The organism is Pseudomyxococcus flavus (genome assembly GCF_050038885.1).
In the GTDB taxonomy this organism is placed as follows: domain Bacteria; phylum Myxococcota; class Myxococcia; order Myxococcales; family Myxococcaceae; genus Myxococcus; species Myxococcus flavus.
Map to the genome: position 1 here is coordinate 5,637,170 of NZ_CP143624.1, position 16,523 is coordinate 5,653,692.

Annotated in this window: 13 protein-coding genes and 2 pseudogenes; 5 read left to right on the top strand and 10 right to left on the bottom strand. The window is 66.7% G+C overall.

Going from position 1 to position 16,523, the window contains the following annotated elements; translation table 11 throughout:
• Window positions 1–84 precede the first annotated feature (84 nt).
• Entirely contained in the window at window positions 85–1,263 is a 1,179-nt protein-coding gene (locus tag VZL07_RS23505) for an IS256 family transposase (protein WP_426749848.1), read from the top strand.
• Here the strand turns inward: VZL07_RS23505 and VZL07_RS23510 are convergent.
• Both VZL07_RS23510 and VZL07_RS23515 read right to left on the bottom strand, forming a co-directional pair.
• On the bottom strand, window positions 1,237–1,881 hold the full coding sequence (locus VZL07_RS23510) for a transposase (RefSeq protein ID WP_426749849.1): 645 nt from the start codon (window positions 1,879–1,881) through the stop codon (window positions 1,237–1,239). The two genes, VZL07_RS23505 and VZL07_RS23510, sit on opposite strands and share 27 nt — an antisense overlap.
• A 134-nt stretch (window positions 1,882–2,015) precedes the next feature.
• Window positions 2,016–4,463 carry an Ig-like domain-containing protein gene (locus VZL07_RS23515; protein ID WP_426749850.1) on the bottom strand — a complete coding sequence of 816 codons (2,448 nt, stop codon included), beginning with the start codon at window positions 4,461–4,463 and terminating at the stop codon, window positions 2,016–2,018.
• A gap of 668 nt (window positions 4,464–5,131) precedes the next feature.
• Here VZL07_RS23515 and VZL07_RS23520 point away from each other — a divergent pair.
• Complete coding sequence (locus VZL07_RS23520) at window positions 5,132–6,538, top strand: IS3 family transposase (RefSeq protein ID WP_426749851.1); 1,407 nt, start codon at window positions 5,132–5,134, stop codon at window positions 6,536–6,538.
• A 286-nt stretch (window positions 6,539–6,824) separates the two neighbouring features.
• Here the strand turns inward: VZL07_RS23520 and istB are convergent, their stop codons facing one another.
• The 5 genes from istB to tnpA all read right to left on the bottom strand — a co-directional run bounded on the left by istB (window position 6,825) and on the right by tnpA (window position 11,839).
• Complete coding sequence (istB, locus tag VZL07_RS23525) at window positions 6,825–7,583, bottom strand: IS21-like element helper ATPase IstB (RefSeq protein ID WP_426749852.1); 759 nt, start codon at window positions 7,581–7,583, stop codon at window positions 6,825–6,827.
• Window positions 7,584–7,719: 136 nt separating this feature from the next.
• The gene (istA, locus tag VZL07_RS23530) at window positions 7,720–9,243 is read right to left on the bottom strand and encodes an IS21 family transposase (RefSeq protein WP_426749853.1); all 1,524 of its coding nucleotides are present in this window, start codon (window positions 9,241–9,243) and stop codon (window positions 7,720–7,722) included.
• 309 nt (window positions 9,244–9,552) lie between these two features.
• Window positions 9,553–11,073, bottom strand: a complete 1,521-nt coding sequence (gene tnpC / locus VZL07_RS23535; protein ID WP_426749854.1) for an IS66 family transposase — start codon at window positions 11,071–11,073, stop codon at window positions 9,553–9,555.
• Between the two features lie 46 nt (window positions 11,074–11,119).
• Complete coding sequence (tnpB, locus tag VZL07_RS23540; RefSeq protein ID WP_176416745.1) at window positions 11,120–11,485, bottom strand: IS66 family insertion sequence element accessory protein TnpB; 366 nt, start codon at window positions 11,483–11,485, stop codon at window positions 11,120–11,122.
• 3 nt (window positions 11,486–11,488) lie between these two features.
• Window positions 11,489–11,839, bottom strand: coding sequence for an IS66 family insertion sequence element accessory protein TnpA (gene tnpA / locus VZL07_RS23545; protein ID WP_426749855.1), 351 nt, complete (start codon window positions 11,837–11,839; stop codon window positions 11,489–11,491).
• A 12-nt stretch (window positions 11,840–11,851) separates the two neighbouring features.
• Here tnpA and VZL07_RS23550 point away from each other — a divergent pair.
• Window positions 11,852–12,202, top strand: a pseudogene (locus VZL07_RS23550) (transposase domain-containing protein); the annotation flags it as partial.
• A gap of 68 nt (window positions 12,203–12,270) precedes the next feature.
• On the opposite strand, the gene VZL07_RS23555 reads toward VZL07_RS23550, so the two are convergent.
• Window positions 12,271–12,681, bottom strand: a complete 411-nt coding sequence (locus VZL07_RS23555) for a hypothetical protein (protein WP_426749856.1) — start codon at window positions 12,679–12,681, stop codon at window positions 12,271–12,273.
• Window positions 12,682–12,862: 181 nt separating this feature from the next.
• Here VZL07_RS23555 and VZL07_RS23560 point away from each other — a divergent pair.
• Window positions 12,863–13,039 (top strand): annotated as a pseudogene (locus VZL07_RS23560) (transposase); the annotation flags it as partial.
• 57 nt (window positions 13,040–13,096) lie between these two features.
• On the opposite strand, the gene VZL07_RS23565 reads toward VZL07_RS23560, so the two are convergent.
• Complete coding sequence (locus tag VZL07_RS23565) at window positions 13,097–13,993, bottom strand: serine/threonine protein kinase (RefSeq protein ID WP_426749857.1); 897 nt, start codon at window positions 13,991–13,993, stop codon at window positions 13,097–13,099.
• A 290-nt stretch (window positions 13,994–14,283) separates the two neighbouring features.
• Window positions 14,284–14,712: a hypothetical protein gene (locus VZL07_RS23570; RefSeq protein WP_426749858.1), complete on the bottom strand. Its 429-nt coding sequence runs from the start codon at window positions 14,710–14,712 to the stop codon at window positions 14,284–14,286.
• A gap of 1,342 nt (window positions 14,713–16,054) precedes the next feature.
• Here VZL07_RS23570 and VZL07_RS23575 point away from each other — a divergent pair.
• The gene (locus VZL07_RS23575) at window positions 16,055–16,462 is read left to right on the top strand and encodes a hypothetical protein (RefSeq protein WP_426749859.1); all 408 of its coding nucleotides are present in this window, start codon (window positions 16,055–16,057) and stop codon (window positions 16,460–16,462) included.
• Window positions 16,463–16,523: the final 61 nt, after the last annotated feature.

Here is a 16,523-nt window from a genome sequence, read left to right on the forward strand (position 1 = left end):
GGACGAGCGGGAAAGAGGGAAGCTCCTCGGTGAAACCAACCGAGCCGGTCTCCTCCTGGCAGAGGAGCCGAGGAGTTCCCCGACGTGGACGTTAGCGAGTTTGAGTCCCCCGCGCACGAAGAGGTGCAGGCCGACCTGCGGGCGCTTTTCCGCGGAGCCATCCGGATGACGCTGGAGGCCCTGCTGGAGGAGGAGGTACGGGAGTTGGTGGGGGCTGGCCGGTGGCAGCGGATGGTGGGCCGGGCGGACGTGCGCAACGGCAGCTACCTGCGCACGCTGGTGACGACGGCGGGGGCTGTGGACGTGGCGGTGCCTCGCACAAGGCACAGCGGCAGCGCGGGGGAAGTGCTGGGGCGCTACACGCGTCGCAGCGCGGACCTCGACGAGGCGATTACCAGCGCGTACGTGCAGGGCGTCTCCACGAGGAAGTTGGGCAAGGTGACGCGCGCCCTCATGGGCGAGGACGTCTCGCGCTCGACGGTAAGCCGGGTGACGCGGACGCTGGAGGAGAAGGTGGAGGGGCTGCGCAACCAGCCCCTCACCCAGGCCTTCCCGTACCTGTACCTGGATGCCACCTTCCTCGATGCCAGGTGGGCACGCACGGTGCAGAACGTCTCGGCCCTGGTGGCCTACGGCGTGGGCGAGGATGGACACCGACACCTGCTGGCCGTCACCTTGGGCGGCAGCGAGTCGGCGGAGTCCTGGCTGGACTTGCTGCGCCAGCTTCTGGAGCGAGGGCTGAAGGGCGTGCGGCTCGTCATCGCCGACGGGCACGCTGGCTTGGCCACCGCGGCCCGCCAGTCCCTGCCGGAGGCGCGGCTGCAGCGCTGCACCGTGCACCTTACCCGGAACGTGCTGGCCAAGGCGCCCTGGAGGCTGCGTGGGCGCCTGGGCAAGGAGACGTCCGCCGTCTTCGAGGCTCCCAACCTCCAGGATGCCAGAAAGCGGCTGGAGGCCCTTGAGGAGGGGCTGGGACGCCACCTGCCAGAGGCCATGGAGTGCCTGCGCGAGGGCTTCGCCGCCGCCACCTGCTTCTTCGCCTTCCCCGAGGCCCACTGGAAGCGTCTTCGCAGCACCAACGGCTTGGAGCGGCTCCACGGCGAGGTGAAGCGCCGCATCCGCGGCGTCGGTGCCTTCCCGGACCGCGCCAGCGCCCTGCGCCTCATCATCGCCGTCGCACTTGACGTCACCGGCGTTTGGGATGACCGCCGCTACCTCGACATGTCCCTGCTGAAATCAACCCCTGACACCGACGCTGCATAATGCCGCAAAGGAGCCTTCCTCCCCCGAACCCCCTCCGAACCAACTACACAGGATTCGGGACTTGACCTCGAGCAGGCACGCGGTCGCCTTCGGAGCTCGCTGCCCGTACTCCGCGACGAAGGCGTCGCGCAGCGCTTCGGCCTCGGCACGGGTTGCGGCATAGGGGAGGGGTTTGAGCAGGGCCCGGGCCGTCTCCAGTTCCTTCTTCGGCAGCTTGTCCAGCACGTTGCGCAGCTTGTGATTGAAGCAGCGCTGGTGCTCGGCCTGGGGCCAGACTCGTGCCACCGCGCCCCAGATTCCCAGGTGGCCATCGGCCACCACCAGCCGAGGCTCCTCGAGCCCTCGCTTCTTCAAGTCCCGCAGCGTCTCGGCCCACGACTCTTCGGATTCCCGGTGTCCGCTGACGAGTGCCAGCACCTCCTTTGTCCCATCCCGCCGCGCCCCCAGGGCGGCCAGCACGTCCGGTACGGCCGCACTGAACCCCAGCTTCTCCACCGGCTTCTCCGCCCCCAGCCGCATCCTCACCAGCGCATCGCGCTCCAGGGCGGCGCACAGCCGCGCCTGGATGTCCACGACGAGCAGCGCGGCCTGGTCCTGCTTGCGGCGGAACGTGGGCATGGGGCTTCTCCTTGAGAGGCCCCATGGAGACGCGAACGCCGCGCGCCCGTCGAGCACGGGACGCGCGGCGCGCCGCACGGGTGGACGTTCCGGCCCGGGCGAGCGTCATCCTCCCGCCCTGGGGCGCGCCGCGCTCAGGGCGCCACGTATACGCGCGCCACCACCTCGGTCGTGTTGCCCGCGGCGTCCGTGGCCCGGACGTGGACGAGCGACCAGTCGCGGTGCACCAGGTTCACCGTGTGCCGCAGCACGTTGCTGCCCGCGGGCACGTCCTCCATCACGATCCCCTGGGTCACCACCGTGGCGGGGCTGGCGTCCTGCTGCTGGATGACCATCGAGACGACCGGGTCGGGATTGGTCTCCTGCTCGGTGGGCGACAGGATGACGAGCACCGGCGGCGTGAAGTCCGCGGACACCGTCTGCTCGCGCCACGTCACGTGCCCCAGCGCGTCCACGACGCTCAGTCGGACCACGTGCGTCCCCTCCGTGAGGTGAAGCTGGGTGGAGACGAAGCCGCCGCCCGCGTCGGGCATGACGGGGATGGGCGCGCCGCCATCCACGGTGAAGTACGCGGAGACGATGCCCGTGCTGCTGCCGCCCGCGGTGGCCCAGCCGCACGCCTTGATAGAGGTCCCGTTCGTGTAGCGGGGCAGGCCGCACATCGTGAGCTCTGACGCCCAGCCGAGCACCACCTGAGCGCTGTCGGTGGCGGTCGCGGTGCCGTCATTGGCGGTCAGCGACACGGTGACGGTGCCGGCCCCGTCACACTGGATGCTCGAGACCGGGGCTGAAGGCGACCCGAAGGTGCAGTGCACGCCCGGGGGCGCCACATAGCTCCAGGCATAGGTGAGCGGGTCACCATCCGGGTCCGAGGCCGAGCCCTGCAGCGTCAACTGCTGGGAGGCCATACCCTCCAGGTCGGGCCCCGTGTCCACGATGGGCGGGGCGTTGGGCTTCGTCCAGGTCACCAGCACCTGGTCGGTCACCGAGCCGATGCTCGCGGTCACCGCATCCTCGCCGGGTGCGGTGCCCTCGAAGCAGAACTCGGCCTGCCCGTCGGCGGTGGTGTTCACGGAGGCCAAGGCGGAGTTCACTCCGGACGAAGCGAAATCCACTCGCACGCCCGCGAGCGGCCGGTCCGCGGCGTCCCGGACCGTGGCCGTCACGCAGTAGAGGTCCCCCACGACGGCGACGCCCTCTCTGGGCGACAGCGTGAGCGTGCTCACCTCCGCCACGGGCGCCAGGGCCATTCCTCCCGGGTAGCCATAGGAGTCGTAGGCATCGAACCCATAGAGCATGACGCCGAAGGGCTGCGGCGCGGACAGGCGGTGCGCCCCCAGCGCGACGGGGAGCTGGACCCCCGAGAAGCCGCTGGCCCCGATGGCCTGGAACTGGCTCGCCGGGATGAGCGCCCCGTCCAACATCACCTCGGCCACGACGTCGTTGGGGACCACGATGTTGGCGAAGTTGCTGCGGAACCCCGAGCTCGGAGTGGTGACGGTGTACTGGGCGGCGAATTGCTCGAAGGGCGGCACCAACATCATGAACGGGTCGGACGGGATGCCATCGAAGCCCGAGCCATTGGAGTACTGCGTCACGAGGATGGGCTCGTTGGCGGTGATGCTCGCCGGGCCCTGGATGTTCGTCTGGAACACCTGGCCGCGCTGGAGTTGCGCCACCACCGCGCCGTTGAGGCTCACCTGCGTGCCGTCCCTGGCGGCCGCGAAGCGGAAGGTGTCCCCGCCGAGGCGTGTGGCCAGCGGCACGGTCACGAAGCGCCGCCCCCACGTCGAGGTCGGGGGGAGCTGCTCCACCAGGTAGTCACAGGCGATTGTGGTGCCATCCGGGATGTTGGCGCACTGATGCCCGCCGAAGACGGCCACCGGCCGCGTGGCATGAACGAGCGTGCCGGAGACGTCCGAGGGCGCGGCCCCCGTGTTGCGAAGCTGGTACGCCTGCCCCTTGTTCAGCGCCACGTGGAAGGGCACTCCCGCGGCGTGGTTGCCCACCACACTCGCGGGGGTGATGGTCACCTCTGTCGCGTCCTCCGTGGCCACGACGGAGAACTGCGAGCCATTGAGGACGTTGACGTTCGGATATGCCTGCACCACGTAGTCCGTGCCCAGGCTCGCGGTGGGCAGGCCCAGGAACGCATCCGTCGTTTGCAGGAGCCGGTTGAGCCCATACACGGAGATGTCCGCGCCCGCGGTGACGTGGATGCCCTTGGACTCCACGCCATCCACGGCCACCTGTGCCACCGAGGAGGGCAGCGCCACCGCCGTCACCTGCCCCGGCGTCACCGAGAAGTCGAAGGACAGCCCCTGCCCCGGAACGCGAACCTGCCCCGTCGTCGCCGTATCACTGGCGATGAACAACGTCAGCACCGCAGTGGCCTGGTAGTTCCCCGGGAAGGCCAGCCAGAACTCGCGGCCCCGACTGGTCGCCTTGCTCAGTCCGTGCACGCGCGCATCGTCCTTGTTCGCGAGCCCTTCTGGAGCCCAGTCCCGAGAGGACTCCTCCACACACCCCATCATCAAACTGCTGACCGCAGCCGCCAGGGCCAGACCGGCCTTCATCCGCATGAGCACGCAACCCCCTCTGTGTTACTTGGTTGAAAGACTGTTCGCTTCTATTCATGTGTGTCGAAAAAACACCAACAGGCAAAACGCCCGGGCGCTCCCCGGGAAACGCGGACTGGGAGGCCAGGGGAAAGTCGTCAGCGCGACACCTCGACCCGCGGCTCTCCCCCAAGCGGGCAGGGCGCACAGTTAGGCCTGGCGCTCGCCTCCGCCACCTGTCAGCGGCCCCGGGAACTCGCGCGGGACAGCAGAGGTGGATGTGTCCGAACCTCAATGCAGACGGCTTTCTGAAGATGCTCGAGGAGGGCGGCGTCGGTCCAGGTTTTGTTTTGCACAGGGAACTCTGAGGTTGATTCGAGGTGCCGTGGATGGATGCGCCGGCGAAGGCAATGTTCGCGCCAAGGCTTGCGGAAGAACGGCTCCAGTCATTTCAACTCCTTGCGGTGATGCCAGTCTCCGGGTGCCAGGGGAATCCCGTGTCAATGACACGTCAGTGACGGAGGCTGATGTGTCCGCCCACTTTGCGCTGGGCGTGGTGAGAATCCTGAGGGCGGTCAGGCCGTGCTCGCCCGCCGCGCTCAAGACCAGGCGGACGCGTTCCCTCTCTGCCAACGTGAGTGAGTCAGCCCGTATCCGGCAGTTTAGTGTGCAGGGCGACCCAGGCAGGGACGATGAATCCGGTGGAAGAGGCTCGGGTCCGGGAGACCGAGGTGGAGGAGAAGGCCAGGCGACGAGGCTTCACTGCGGAGTACAAGCTGCGAGTGCTGGCGGAGGCAGACCGCTGCACGCACCCCGGAGAGGTCGGGGCGCTGCTGCGCCGCGAAGGGTTGTACTCATCGCTGCTGAGCGCGTGGCGGCGCCAGCGCGATGCGAGAGAGCTGTCGGCCCGCAGTCCGAAGAAGCGCGGCCCGCCGGCGAAGGTGCCCGATGCGAGCACCCGGCGCGTTGCTGAGCTGGAGAAGCAGCTGGCCCAGGCCCAGGTGCGGCTCAAGCGCGCCGAGGCCCTGCTGGACCTCCAAAAAAGTTTCGGAAATCCTGGGCGTGGAGCTGCCCAAGCCCGACGAGGAGCCCTGATGCGCGTGGCTCTGGAAGCGGTGAGCGAGCTGGGAGCGGCGCCGGTGTGCCAGGCGCTGGGCGTGCCGCGCGCTACCTTCTACCGACGAGCACGGCCCAAGCACGGACCGGTGCGCAGAAGCCGCTCACCGCGGGCGCTGGCCCCCGAGCAGCGGGCCGAGGTGCTCGCGGCGCTGCATGAGCCGAGATTCCAGGATCCAGCGCCAGCGGAAGTCTACGCGCAGCTGCTCGATGAGGGGCGCTACCTGTGCTCCGAGCGCACCATGTACCGGGTGCTGGCCGAGAACCACGAGGTGCGCGAGCGCCGCAATCAGCTGCGCCACCCCAGTCACCCGGTGCCCCAACTGCACGCGACGAAGCCCAACGAGCTCTGGAGCTGGGACATCACGAAGCTGCACGGCCCGGCGAAGTGGACGTACTTCTACCTCTACGTCGTCTTGGACGTCTTCAGCCGCTATGTCGTCGGGTGGATGGTGGCACACCGCGAGTCGGCCACCCTGGCCCAGAAGCTGCTGGCGCTAACGTGCGAGCGCCAGGGCGTGGCACCCGGCCAGCTGACGATTCACGCCGACCGAGGCTCCTCGATGACCTCCAAGCCGGTGGCCCTGCTGATGGCGGACCTGGGCGTGACGAAGACGCACTCCCGGCCTCATGTCTCCAACGACAACCCCTTCAGCGAGGCCCACTTCAAGACGATGAAGTACCGGCCGGACTTCCCCCAGCGCTTCGGCTGCCTCCAAGGCGCCCGTGGCTTCTGCGGCGACTTCTTCGGCTGGTACAACGAGGAGCATCACCACGCCGCCCTTGGACTGCTGACGCCCCACGACGTGCACCACGGCCTGGCTGATGCGCGTCTCGAGGCCCGAGCCCCCGTGCTCGCTGCGGCCTACGCCGCTCATCCCGAGCGCTTCCCGCGCGGCGCACCCAAGCCGCGGGGGGTGCCGAACGCCGTCTGGATTAACGACCCCGCGCGGCTCTCTACCGCTCAGGAGGCTGCGCAGTAATTTCACGAACTCGCTGTCTCATCCGCGTTGACAGGTTCCGAGGCGCCTGGCGAGGGGCGGCCCTTCGTGCGTCGTCGATTGGTTGAACGAATCACCCATGAGCATGAAGTATTCGGTCTGCATGGCTGCACGTGGTCCGTGTGGCTCGTCGAATCCATTGAGATTGTCAGCGCGACGTGCGCCAGGTGCGTATTCCGGCGATGGTGAGCACCCGTTCCGGCTCAAGCCGAGCAGCCGTTCCGGCCATGGCGAGCAGTCGGAGCGTCAGCGACGCTGGGACGTCCCATCACTTCGCTTGCTTGCGCCCCTTCGTCAAATTCGCGTCCGCCTTGCGGATGGACTCGCCTGCCAGGCGCAGGCGGTGAGCGTTGTGGACCAGCCGGTCGAGGATGGCGTCGGCCAGCGTCGCGTCACCGATGACCGCGTGCCAGTCCTTCGGTTCGAGCTGGGAAGTCACCACCGTCGAGGACTGCTGGTAGCGGTCCTCCAAGACTTCGAGCAGTTCCTTGCGCTCGGCGGCGCCGAGCGGCTCCAGGCCGAAGTCATCGAGGATGAGCACCTGCGCCTTGGCCAGCCGCTTGAGCGCATGCGGATGCGTACCGTCAGCGCGAGCCTGGGCCAGTTCGTCGAAGAGGCGGGAGGCGCGCCGGTACACGACGCTGTAGCCGTCGCGGCACGCCTTCTGCCCCAGGGCGCACGCCAGGAAGCTCTTGCCCACGCCGGTGGGCCCGGTCAGCAGCACATTCTGCTTGTCGGCCACCCACTTCGAGGTGGACAGCTCCAGCACCTGGGGCTTCGTCAGGCCGCGGGCGTGGGCGTAGTCGATGTCCTCCAGGCATGCCTGCTGGCGCAGCTTCGCGTGCTGCAGGCGCGCAGTGAGCTTCTTGTTCTCCCGGTACATCCACTCCGCGTCCGCCAACAGGCCCACCAGGTCCGTGGCACTCAGCGTCTTATCGGCCGGCCTCTCCACCCAGCTACGCAGGTAGTTGGCCATGCCGTGCAGCTTCATCGCGTCGAGCTTCTCCAGCGTCTGGTCCACCAGCATTTCTTCCTCTCCGTCGGTCTCGGTGTCCGGCCGGAGCGCGCCCAAGAGGGCGCGCGCAGGCCACCGCCGATGCTGGGAGACTCGAGCCAGCATCGACGGGCCATGTCCGCGCACGGCCTTCAAGCCGTGCGTGCAGTCAGTGGTAGTAGTGGGCGCCGCGCACGTTCTCGTGCTCGGGCAGCGGGCCCTTGTCGGCCGTCTTCTCGTCGGCGTCCTCGAGGTGGTGCTGGAGGATGGCGACGATGGACTTGTAGCTGACGGCGCGGTGGCGAAGTGCCCGGGCGCACGCCTTCTCCACGCGGGCCTTGCCGTACTTCTTCTCGTCGGCCAGGCGCAGCACGCCCAGCGCCGAGCGGAAGCCCTGCTGTGGGTGGGGCCGCTTCGTCATGAGCTCCTCCACCAGCTTCGCGCACGAGGGGCCCACGCCTTCGGCCCAGCGGATGAGGCGCGAGGGCGTCCACTCGGCATGCTGCCGGTGGGAGGCGGGCATGTGCTCGGGCTGCGTGGTGAAGCGCCCCTTCTCCAGGCTGCGCACGTGACTGGCCACGCGACGTCCGGCGAGGAAGACCTCGACGCACGACTCCGTGTGGCGCATCTCCACCGGCTTGCCGACCAGCGTGTACGGCACGCTGTACCAGTGGCCGTCCAGCTCGACGTGGTAGTCGATGTTCACCCGCGCCTTCTTCCAGAAGGCCAGCTGGTAGGACCGCGCCGGTAGGGGCTTGAGCGTGGCGCGCTCCACCTGCTCGAAGAGCTCGCGGCGACTGATGCCCAGCTTGCGCAGGGGCCGCGCGTTGAGCTTCTCCAAGAGGGGCCGGACGGCCTCGTGCACCTCAGCCAGCGAGGTGAAGCGTCGGTGGCGCAGGGCCGCCAGAATCCACCGCTCGGCCAGCAGCACCGCCGCCTCCACCTTGGCCTTGTCCCGAGGCTTTCGCGGGCGCGCGGGCACAATCGCGAAGCCGTAGTGCCGGGCCAGGTCCGCGTACGTGGGATTGAGGTCCGGCTCGTACCGGTGCGCCCGGGTGACGCCAGCCTTGAGGTTGTCGGGCACCACCAGCTGGCTGACGCCTCCGAAGAACTCGAAGGCCCTCACGTGGCAGCCCACCCACGTGGCCACGTCCTCGCTGAAGACCGGCTCCACGTAGGTGAGGTTGCTGGCACCCAGCACCGCCACGAAGAGCTTCGCCACGCGCTCCTCCCCGGTGACGGCGTCCCTCACCGCCACCCCATCGCCGCTGAAGTCCACGAGGCACTTCTCTCCGGCGCGGTGCTCCTGGCGCAGGGTGACGCTGGCAGTGGCCAGCCACCGTCCATACCTCTCGCAGAAGCGGCTGTACTGGTAGCCGCCCGGGTGCGCCTGCAGGTACTCCTGCCAGAGCAGCTGCTTGGTGACGCCCTTCTTCTTCAGCTCCGCGTGCACGTGCGCCCAGTCCGGTTCCGGCCGCTCCGCCAGCGCCTTCGCGTCCTCGGGGAACAGCAGCGCCGTCAGCGCCTCGTCATCGTCCAGCTCCGGAGGCAGCGGCCACGTCAGCTTCGCGGCCCGAGCCCGCCCCAGGTAGTCGCACACCGTGCCGTTGCCGATGCCCAGGCTGGTAGCAATCGACCGCGTCGTCAGCTTCGCCTCGTACCTCAACCGGAACAACTCTCTGAGCTTCCGCATGGACAGCCTCTGTGCCGCCATCTCCACCTCCAAAAGGGAGGGCGGAGTGGCCCGCTGCTGCCCAGCGCCGTCAACGCTCCTGTCCGCCTCGCACCCCGCTCACCTCGGGTGCTCGGCATCACCGGAACCGGTGCTCGCCTTGCCCGGAATGCCTGCTCGGCATCCCCGGAATCGCTGCTCGGCATGCCCGGAACGGCTGCTCACCTTGGTCCGGAATCGCTGCTCGGTAACCGTCCGGCCAGTGACGTGGCGCGAGGGGTTGCGGGCGGACGCGGACCGTGTTCGGCGGCGCCGCGATGAGCGGGCTGTTCAGGCGTGGGACTGGACGAGTGAGTCGGGCGGGTCGGCGGCGCGTCGCCGTTTCCACTCGTGGGGCAGCAGCTCACTGATGCGCGAGTTGGGGTGCGACTGCACGCGGAGCAAGACGTCCGCGAGGTACGCCTCGGGGTTGACGCCATTGGCCTCGCAGGTGGCCACCAGCGCGTAGAGGCCCGCGAGGTTTTCGCCCGCGGTTTCGTGGCCGACAAAAAGAAAGTTCTTACGGCCCAGGGCCGCCTTTCTTAGCGCCGCCTCCGAGCGGTTGTTGTCGAGGGGCAGGCGCTCATTCTCGATGAAGCGGGTGAGGGCCTCCCACTGCTTCAGCGCGTAGGAAATGGCTTGGCCCAGTGGACTCTTGGGCGGGTGACGCGGCGCCTGGACTTCGAGCCAGGTGCGCAGCCTGGCGAGGACGGGGGCGCTGTGTAACTGGCGCAGTTCGCGATGGGCCGCGGTGCGCACCACGTCAGCCTCACGCACCTGGGCTTCCACCCGGTAGAGCTCGAGGATGAAGTCCAGGGCCTCACGCGCCTCGGGGGCGGTGGCCAGCGCGTCGAAGAAGCGGCGACGCACGTGGGCCCAGCACCCGACACGGACTCGGCCCTGGGGCAGCGTTACCGCGTTGTAGCCGGTGTATGCGTCCACCACGAGGGCGCCCGCGGTGCCGCCCAGGACTTCCTTCGGCGTCTTGCTGGCGCGCCCCATGCTGAAGCGGTAGCCGATGAGCCACTGGCCTTCCTCATTCTGGGTGAGGAAAGTCCAGAGGTAGCCCAGCCGCGTCTTCTTCACGTCCAGCACGCGCAGCGGCGTCTCGTCCGCCCACACCACGTCCGCGGACGCAATGCATTGCAAGAGGTGCTGGGAGAGAGGCAGCAGCACCGAGGCGGCCTGGTGGAAGAGGTCCGTCAGGGTGCTGCGGCTCATGGGTACGCCGCTTCTCTCGACTCTTTGGGCCAGCCGGTGCAGCGGCATGGCATCGGCGCACTTCGACGTCACCACGTGCGCCAGGAAGCCGGGGCCGTACTCGCCCCTGTCCACCACCCGGGCCGGAGGCGGCGCGGTGACGACGCCCCGGCCGCACGTGCACGCCAGCACCTCCTGCACGTGCACCTGCTTCTCGAAACGCGCGGGCACATACTCGTACAGCACCGAGGCACGCCCCTTGCCCAGCGGCTTCAGGTCCTCGCCGCCGCAAGCAGGGCAGTGGCGCTCCTCGGCTGGCACCGCGTGACGAATCTCCCGCGCAGGCGCCTGCTCGGCTTTCCGGGCCGCCCTCTCCTGGCGCTTCTTCATCGCGGCCTCGGCCCGCGCCGCCGTCGAGTCCGCGTCCCCTCGCAGCTCAGCGGCTACCGTGGGCAATTTCTCCGCCCTGCGGCCGAAGACGTGGCGCTGCAGGGCCGCTAGCTGCCCCTTGAGCGCGTCTACCTCTCCGCCGATGCGGCTCACCTCGGCCTTGAGCTCCTCGGCTTCCTCGCGCCAGGGGCAGAAGTGGTCTTGAGGGAGCTCGCGCGGCACGCAGCCTCAACACGCTGCCGCCGCGCTGCGTCCCGAGCCGGGCCCGTCAGGTGCCCGTGCGCCCGGGAGGCGTCCAGGCGGGCTGGCGCCGCACCTGGGCCACGTCAATGCCGTCCAGCAGCATGGCCAACTGCGTGGCGTCCAGGTGCACCACCTGAGCGCCCGCGTCCACTGGCGGCAGCCGGAAGCGCCCCGTCTCCAACCGCTTGTACAGCAGCACGAAGCCGCCCCGGCTCCACGTCAGCACTTTGACTCTGTCGCCCTTGCGCGAGACGAAGGCGAAGAGGTGCCCTGAGTAGACGTCCTCGCCCCACTCAGCGCGCACCAGCGCCATGAGGCCGTCTATCGACTTGCGCATGTCCACTGGCGCCGTGGCCAGCACTACGCGCACCGAGGCTGGGAGGGCGAACACGCCTCACCGCCCCAGCGCAGTGACGAGCCGGGCCACGTAGTCGACGTCGGTGCCCGAGGCGAATCGCAGGCGCGCTCCGCTGGCCAGCGCCACCTCGAGCAGCGCCGTGCGCGGCTGTGCCACGCCAGCTACCTCCACCGGCAGCAGGCGCACCGGCTCCGTCTTCTTAGCCAGCTGGCGCCTCCGCCGGTACACCCACGACTGAAGCGTGCTCAGCCGCAGCCCTCGCTGCGACGCGAACTCCTGCTGCGTCAGCCCGCTCGCCTCGAAGGCTTCAGCGACCCGGAACCACTCCTGCTTCTCCACCGGCTTCGACATGCACGCCAGCGTCCACGGCGCCGACTCCTCACTCAACGTCCCTCACCACGTCGTTGGCCGGACGCTTACGCTGCTCGGCTTGGCCCGGAATCGGTGCTCGGCATGCCCCGGAACACGCACCTCGACAACAACCGCTCGGAGGCGGCACTGAGGAAAGCGGCCCTGGGCCGTAAAAACTTTCTTTTTGTCGGCCACGAAGCCGCGGGCGAAAACCTCGCGGGCCTCTACGCGCTGGTGGCCACCTGCGAGGCCAATGGCGTCAACCCCGAGGCGTACCTCGCGGACGTCTTGCTCCGCGTGCAGTCGCACCCCAACTCGCGCATCGGTGAGCTGCTGCCCCACGAGTGGAAACGGCGACGCGCCGCCGACCCGCCCGAGCCCCTCCAGTCCAGTCCCTGAATACCTCGCTCATCGCGGCGCTCGCCGAACACGGTCCTCGTCCGTCGTCAAACCTCCCGGCACGACGTCTACCGGACGGTTACGTTGGGGTTGCGGATGATATGCTGGCGGACTTGGGCAGAAAGAGTACCTTCCGCTTGGCCGAAGATTCCTCCGAAAACTGTCTCACGCTCCCAGAGGCGCTGGACCAGATCGAGAAATGGGCTCGCCCTGAGATATAAACCTGCCCCCTCAAGTGCTTTTGCCAGTTGGTATCGTGTGCGTTTGGAGATCGTGATGGTTGGTGTCGCGACCCAGCAAAGCTCTTCCAATTCGAACCAGTCCACCGTGACGAAGGTTCTGGCATGCAGCCTTAGAAAATTCCCGGCGATTGGGGCTAGGTCGCGGTCGGTCACGAGTGCGAACCGACTCTCAATGTATTCTGCCTTCGTGAGTTTGGGGTCGTCGAATGCGGGAGGGATTCCGAGCGCGTCAAGCATGGCTGGCAGGGCGTGCCTAGCTTGAGGCTTGATTCCAGTCAGAATTGCTGAGTGGAGGGCATTGCGCAGCGCATCAAGAGTCACATGGGGAAGTTTGCCACGAGTGGAAGGAGCGAATCTAGCCGGTTGCTGAGAAAGTCCATGGGGGTAGAGATCGACACTCCCCTTGGCTTCCTGGGAAGAAAAGACGCATGACGGGCGCGAGCTGCGCAGGTACCGACGACGCTGGAAGGTGGAGCGACTCTTCGCTTGGCTTCAGAACTTCCGTCGCCTCGTGACGCGCTACGAGGTGAAGGTGGAGAGCTTCCTCGGCTTCCTCCACCTCGGGTGCATCCTCATCCTCTTGAGGCAATTCTGAGATCACCTCTAGTCTCCGACGCAGATGCGTTCTGATATTAAGGCTATAGCAACGGCACTACCTTCGAAGTCCTTGCAGATGAGTCACAACTTTTCCCATGTCGTCCAGTCGCTCGTCTGGTTCGTCCTGCAATAGATCGAGAACCAAGCTATGTAAGGCACCGCCGAAGGGGTCTCGCCTTTTCGAAGGAATACCTGCGGAGACATCTCCCGTCGCAACGAACCAAAGGAGCTTTCCGAATTGAAACATGTCGGAGCGATGATCTACCAAGCGCGTCTTGTCCCGCGCATATGCAAGCAATTCGGGTGACGAGAAGTTGGCGGGACCCACAAACTCTGTAATCTGTGTGAATTTATCCAAGGGTCGCCCGGCGACATTCTCACCCACGCGCTTGGCGATTCCAAAGTCAATCATCATGGCGCCTTTTCCGTGCGCCTTCCGCACAAAATTCTCCGGCTTAATGTCCCGATGAATGAAGCCGGCCTCGTGCAGGTGGCTAATTGCGCCCGCCATCTCTAGTGCAACGTCGCAGAATTCATTTCCCTGAATCACCCCGAGCTTATGAATGACTTCTCGAAAATTATTCCCACCCATGGACATTCCCATCCATGGCACAGGAACAGTGTGCCCCTTCTTGTCAGTGAACTCCAAATCCCCTTGGCCAAAAAACTCAGCAATATTTTTCTGGCCACCAACCTCATCAAGTATTCTCACCTCATTTCTGAACCTATCTACCCGCGCAGCGTCAAGCTGCCTCAGAAACTTAACGGCGCAGGTTCCGGCAAGAACATTCTTCGCTGTGTATCTGGTTGCGTCGAACACAATGCCGTTCCCCCCTTTCCATGTGGATGTTCCAAGCTGGAAGGTGGTGCTGTTTGTTGCGATGACCTTCTGGGGAAGAGTCATCGTCACTGGCGGTTTGTTCTTCTCCAGCTTGAGTTCGATGTATCCCACTGATGGCTCCGTTGGATGAGTTGCTCTGTCTAGCCGAACCCCTGGGTGGACCCAGGCACTATGACGTATTCAGCCGGGTTGGGTAAGGCATCAAATACGCCACTTCTTCTTGCTGGGCATGGCCTCGCTCATTCACCGCGCTGTGAAAGCAGTGGGCTTGCTGCCCACTCACCGGGGCCCTCTCGTCTACGCCCTTCCCGTGGTCAGCTTTTCTCCGCGACGGGGGGGCCGTACCGTCCTCGCCGCCTACCGTGAGGACAACTGGCTTCGTGCCGTAGCGGACGCCGTCTCTACGCCGCGCCTCGCCCCCATTCCTCTCCGGCCATGAAGCGCATGACTCCCACGAGCCCGCTCGATTCGGAGTTGGGAGAGCCCGGCTGCGTCCACCAGATGGGCAGCTCGGCCAGCGCGGCATATGCTCGCTCTCGCTCATCCCAGTGCTCCAGGAAGTACGTACCTGCCAGCCGGCGGCATTCGTCGAGCGCAATTTCGTGATTCGTTTGGGGCTGCTCCTGGTGCTCCAGCACACCGACGGGGACCCAGCCCTCCTCGGTTCGCGCCCACGCGGCCAGGCCCTCCTGCTCTTGTGTCTGGGCCGGGGAGGCCGCCATTTCCGCGTCGGTCAGGATCCGCTCTCGGAGGAGGGTTAGCAGCGCACAGCGGAAGTCAGGGGCATCGAACACCTGACCATTCAACTCGCTCTGGACCCGCTTGGGCATTGGGCATTCCCCGCGCGGCCTGGCGCTGCTGCCGCTCGTCGTGGGGACAGTAGCTAACCACCTTCAGCAAAGTCGGTTGAGCCAGCCTCCCACGAGGGGTCAGCCGGTCTACCGCTCTGGCGAGTTCACCGACTTCACTGAGGGAGTCTAGTAGCGGTACGCCTTGCTCACGCCGCCAAGGTGATCACAGCAAATCGGGGTATCTCTATCCCCGGCCTGTCCGTAGCTGCAACAGCCTGCTAGCCGCAGGTCCAGGACTCCACGCCGCCGGGATTGGTCGCGTCGCAGCACGTCGGATTGTCCAGTGCGTAGAGGTAGCACCCCCCCTGAATGCAGCTAGTCCGAAACTCGACGGCGACTCTTTGGCCCCGAACGTACACGCATTGGTAGTCGTGCCAGCCGGCTGGGCACGCACCACCATATTGCTTCCTCAGACAGGCCAACTCGTAATCCGTACTGGTGTTGCACACGGTGCCCCGCTCCCGCGAATTCAGAACCAGCTCGTAGCACTGCCGGGGCTCGCTCTCAGCACAATCACCGCCACCACACGCCGCCATGGCAAGCACCGCCGCAGTGAACGCAATCCACTTCATTTCCGCTCCCTGGTTGGACGCCAGTGATTCACGAACGCAGCTTACTTGGGGCAACGATGCAGGTCACGGGTGAAGACGTCTTCAGGGGCATCAGACGACGACGTTTCTGGGAGCACTACGGCCGAACCCCTTCACACGCCGGCCTGAGCCTTAACGGACTTCCCTGAAGCAGGTTAGCCCTCCAGGGGGCGTCGAGGAACTGCTGGCCGCCCGGGCCTCACCCCTAGGTGGTATGGACAAGGAGGCTCGGCAGTGCCTTCGAACACGCCGCGCCCGAAGGCGTGGACGAGCGGCTTCTGGACAGTCTCTGTCCGCGGGCGGAGACAGAGACGTGCGGGCACGGAGCGATTCTTCGAGGAAGTCTTCGGCGCTCAGAGAGAGACTCACCAAGAGCCGGAGTAGCGGCTTGACGAGGGGAGTAGGGAAGGCGCCATCATCCCGGCATGAGTCAGGACTCGCCTCCTCAACCGCTTTCGTCTCCTCCTCCGCAGCCAGCACCGTCGAAGGGGATTTCTGTTCCTGCGCTGCTTGTTGGCTCCTGCTTCGGGCTGGGCCTGATGGGCTGGCTCATTAGGCTCGGATATCCTGGAGCCGTATTGGGAGTGTGTGCCCTCGCAGGGTGCATTGCAGTTTTCAGAAAGAAGGGCTCCCGCCACCAAGGCGTTGCCGCCATCGGCGCACTCGCTTCTGTCATTGTCGTCTTCGGCGCCATCGGGAACGGGAGCGAGAGTTCGCGCAAAGAGGCTGCGATGGCGGCCTCCATCGAAGAAGCGCGGCAGAAGGCTGCAGCGAGCCGCGCCCGTGAAGAGGACTTGTCCGCGCGCATTGCCGCGCTGCCTGCGTCGACGTCTACGCAGGAAGCTGTCGAACTCTGCGAGAAGTTCGGGGACCTCAGAGACGTCCCTGTTACGAGCCGTGCGCGGTGCGGCGAGTCGTACCTGGCCAAGGGCCGCGAGTCGCTGGCCGCAGCGAGGCCTGCGGAGGCCGTGGCCCTCCTGGAGAAGGCGAGCGCCCTGGTTCCGAGCAACGCAGACGTGGCGTCCACGCTGTCATGGGCCGGGGTAATGGATCGCAGCGGGGCCACCCAAGCTGTTCGTAGCGAGGCCGGCCAAGCGGATCGCGCCGGGGTCGGCCAAGCGGATCGCAGTCAGGATTGAAAGAAACGAGGTTCGCTGACGGGTGAATTCTTACCCGGCGGCCTCACGCGAGCATCCTCGC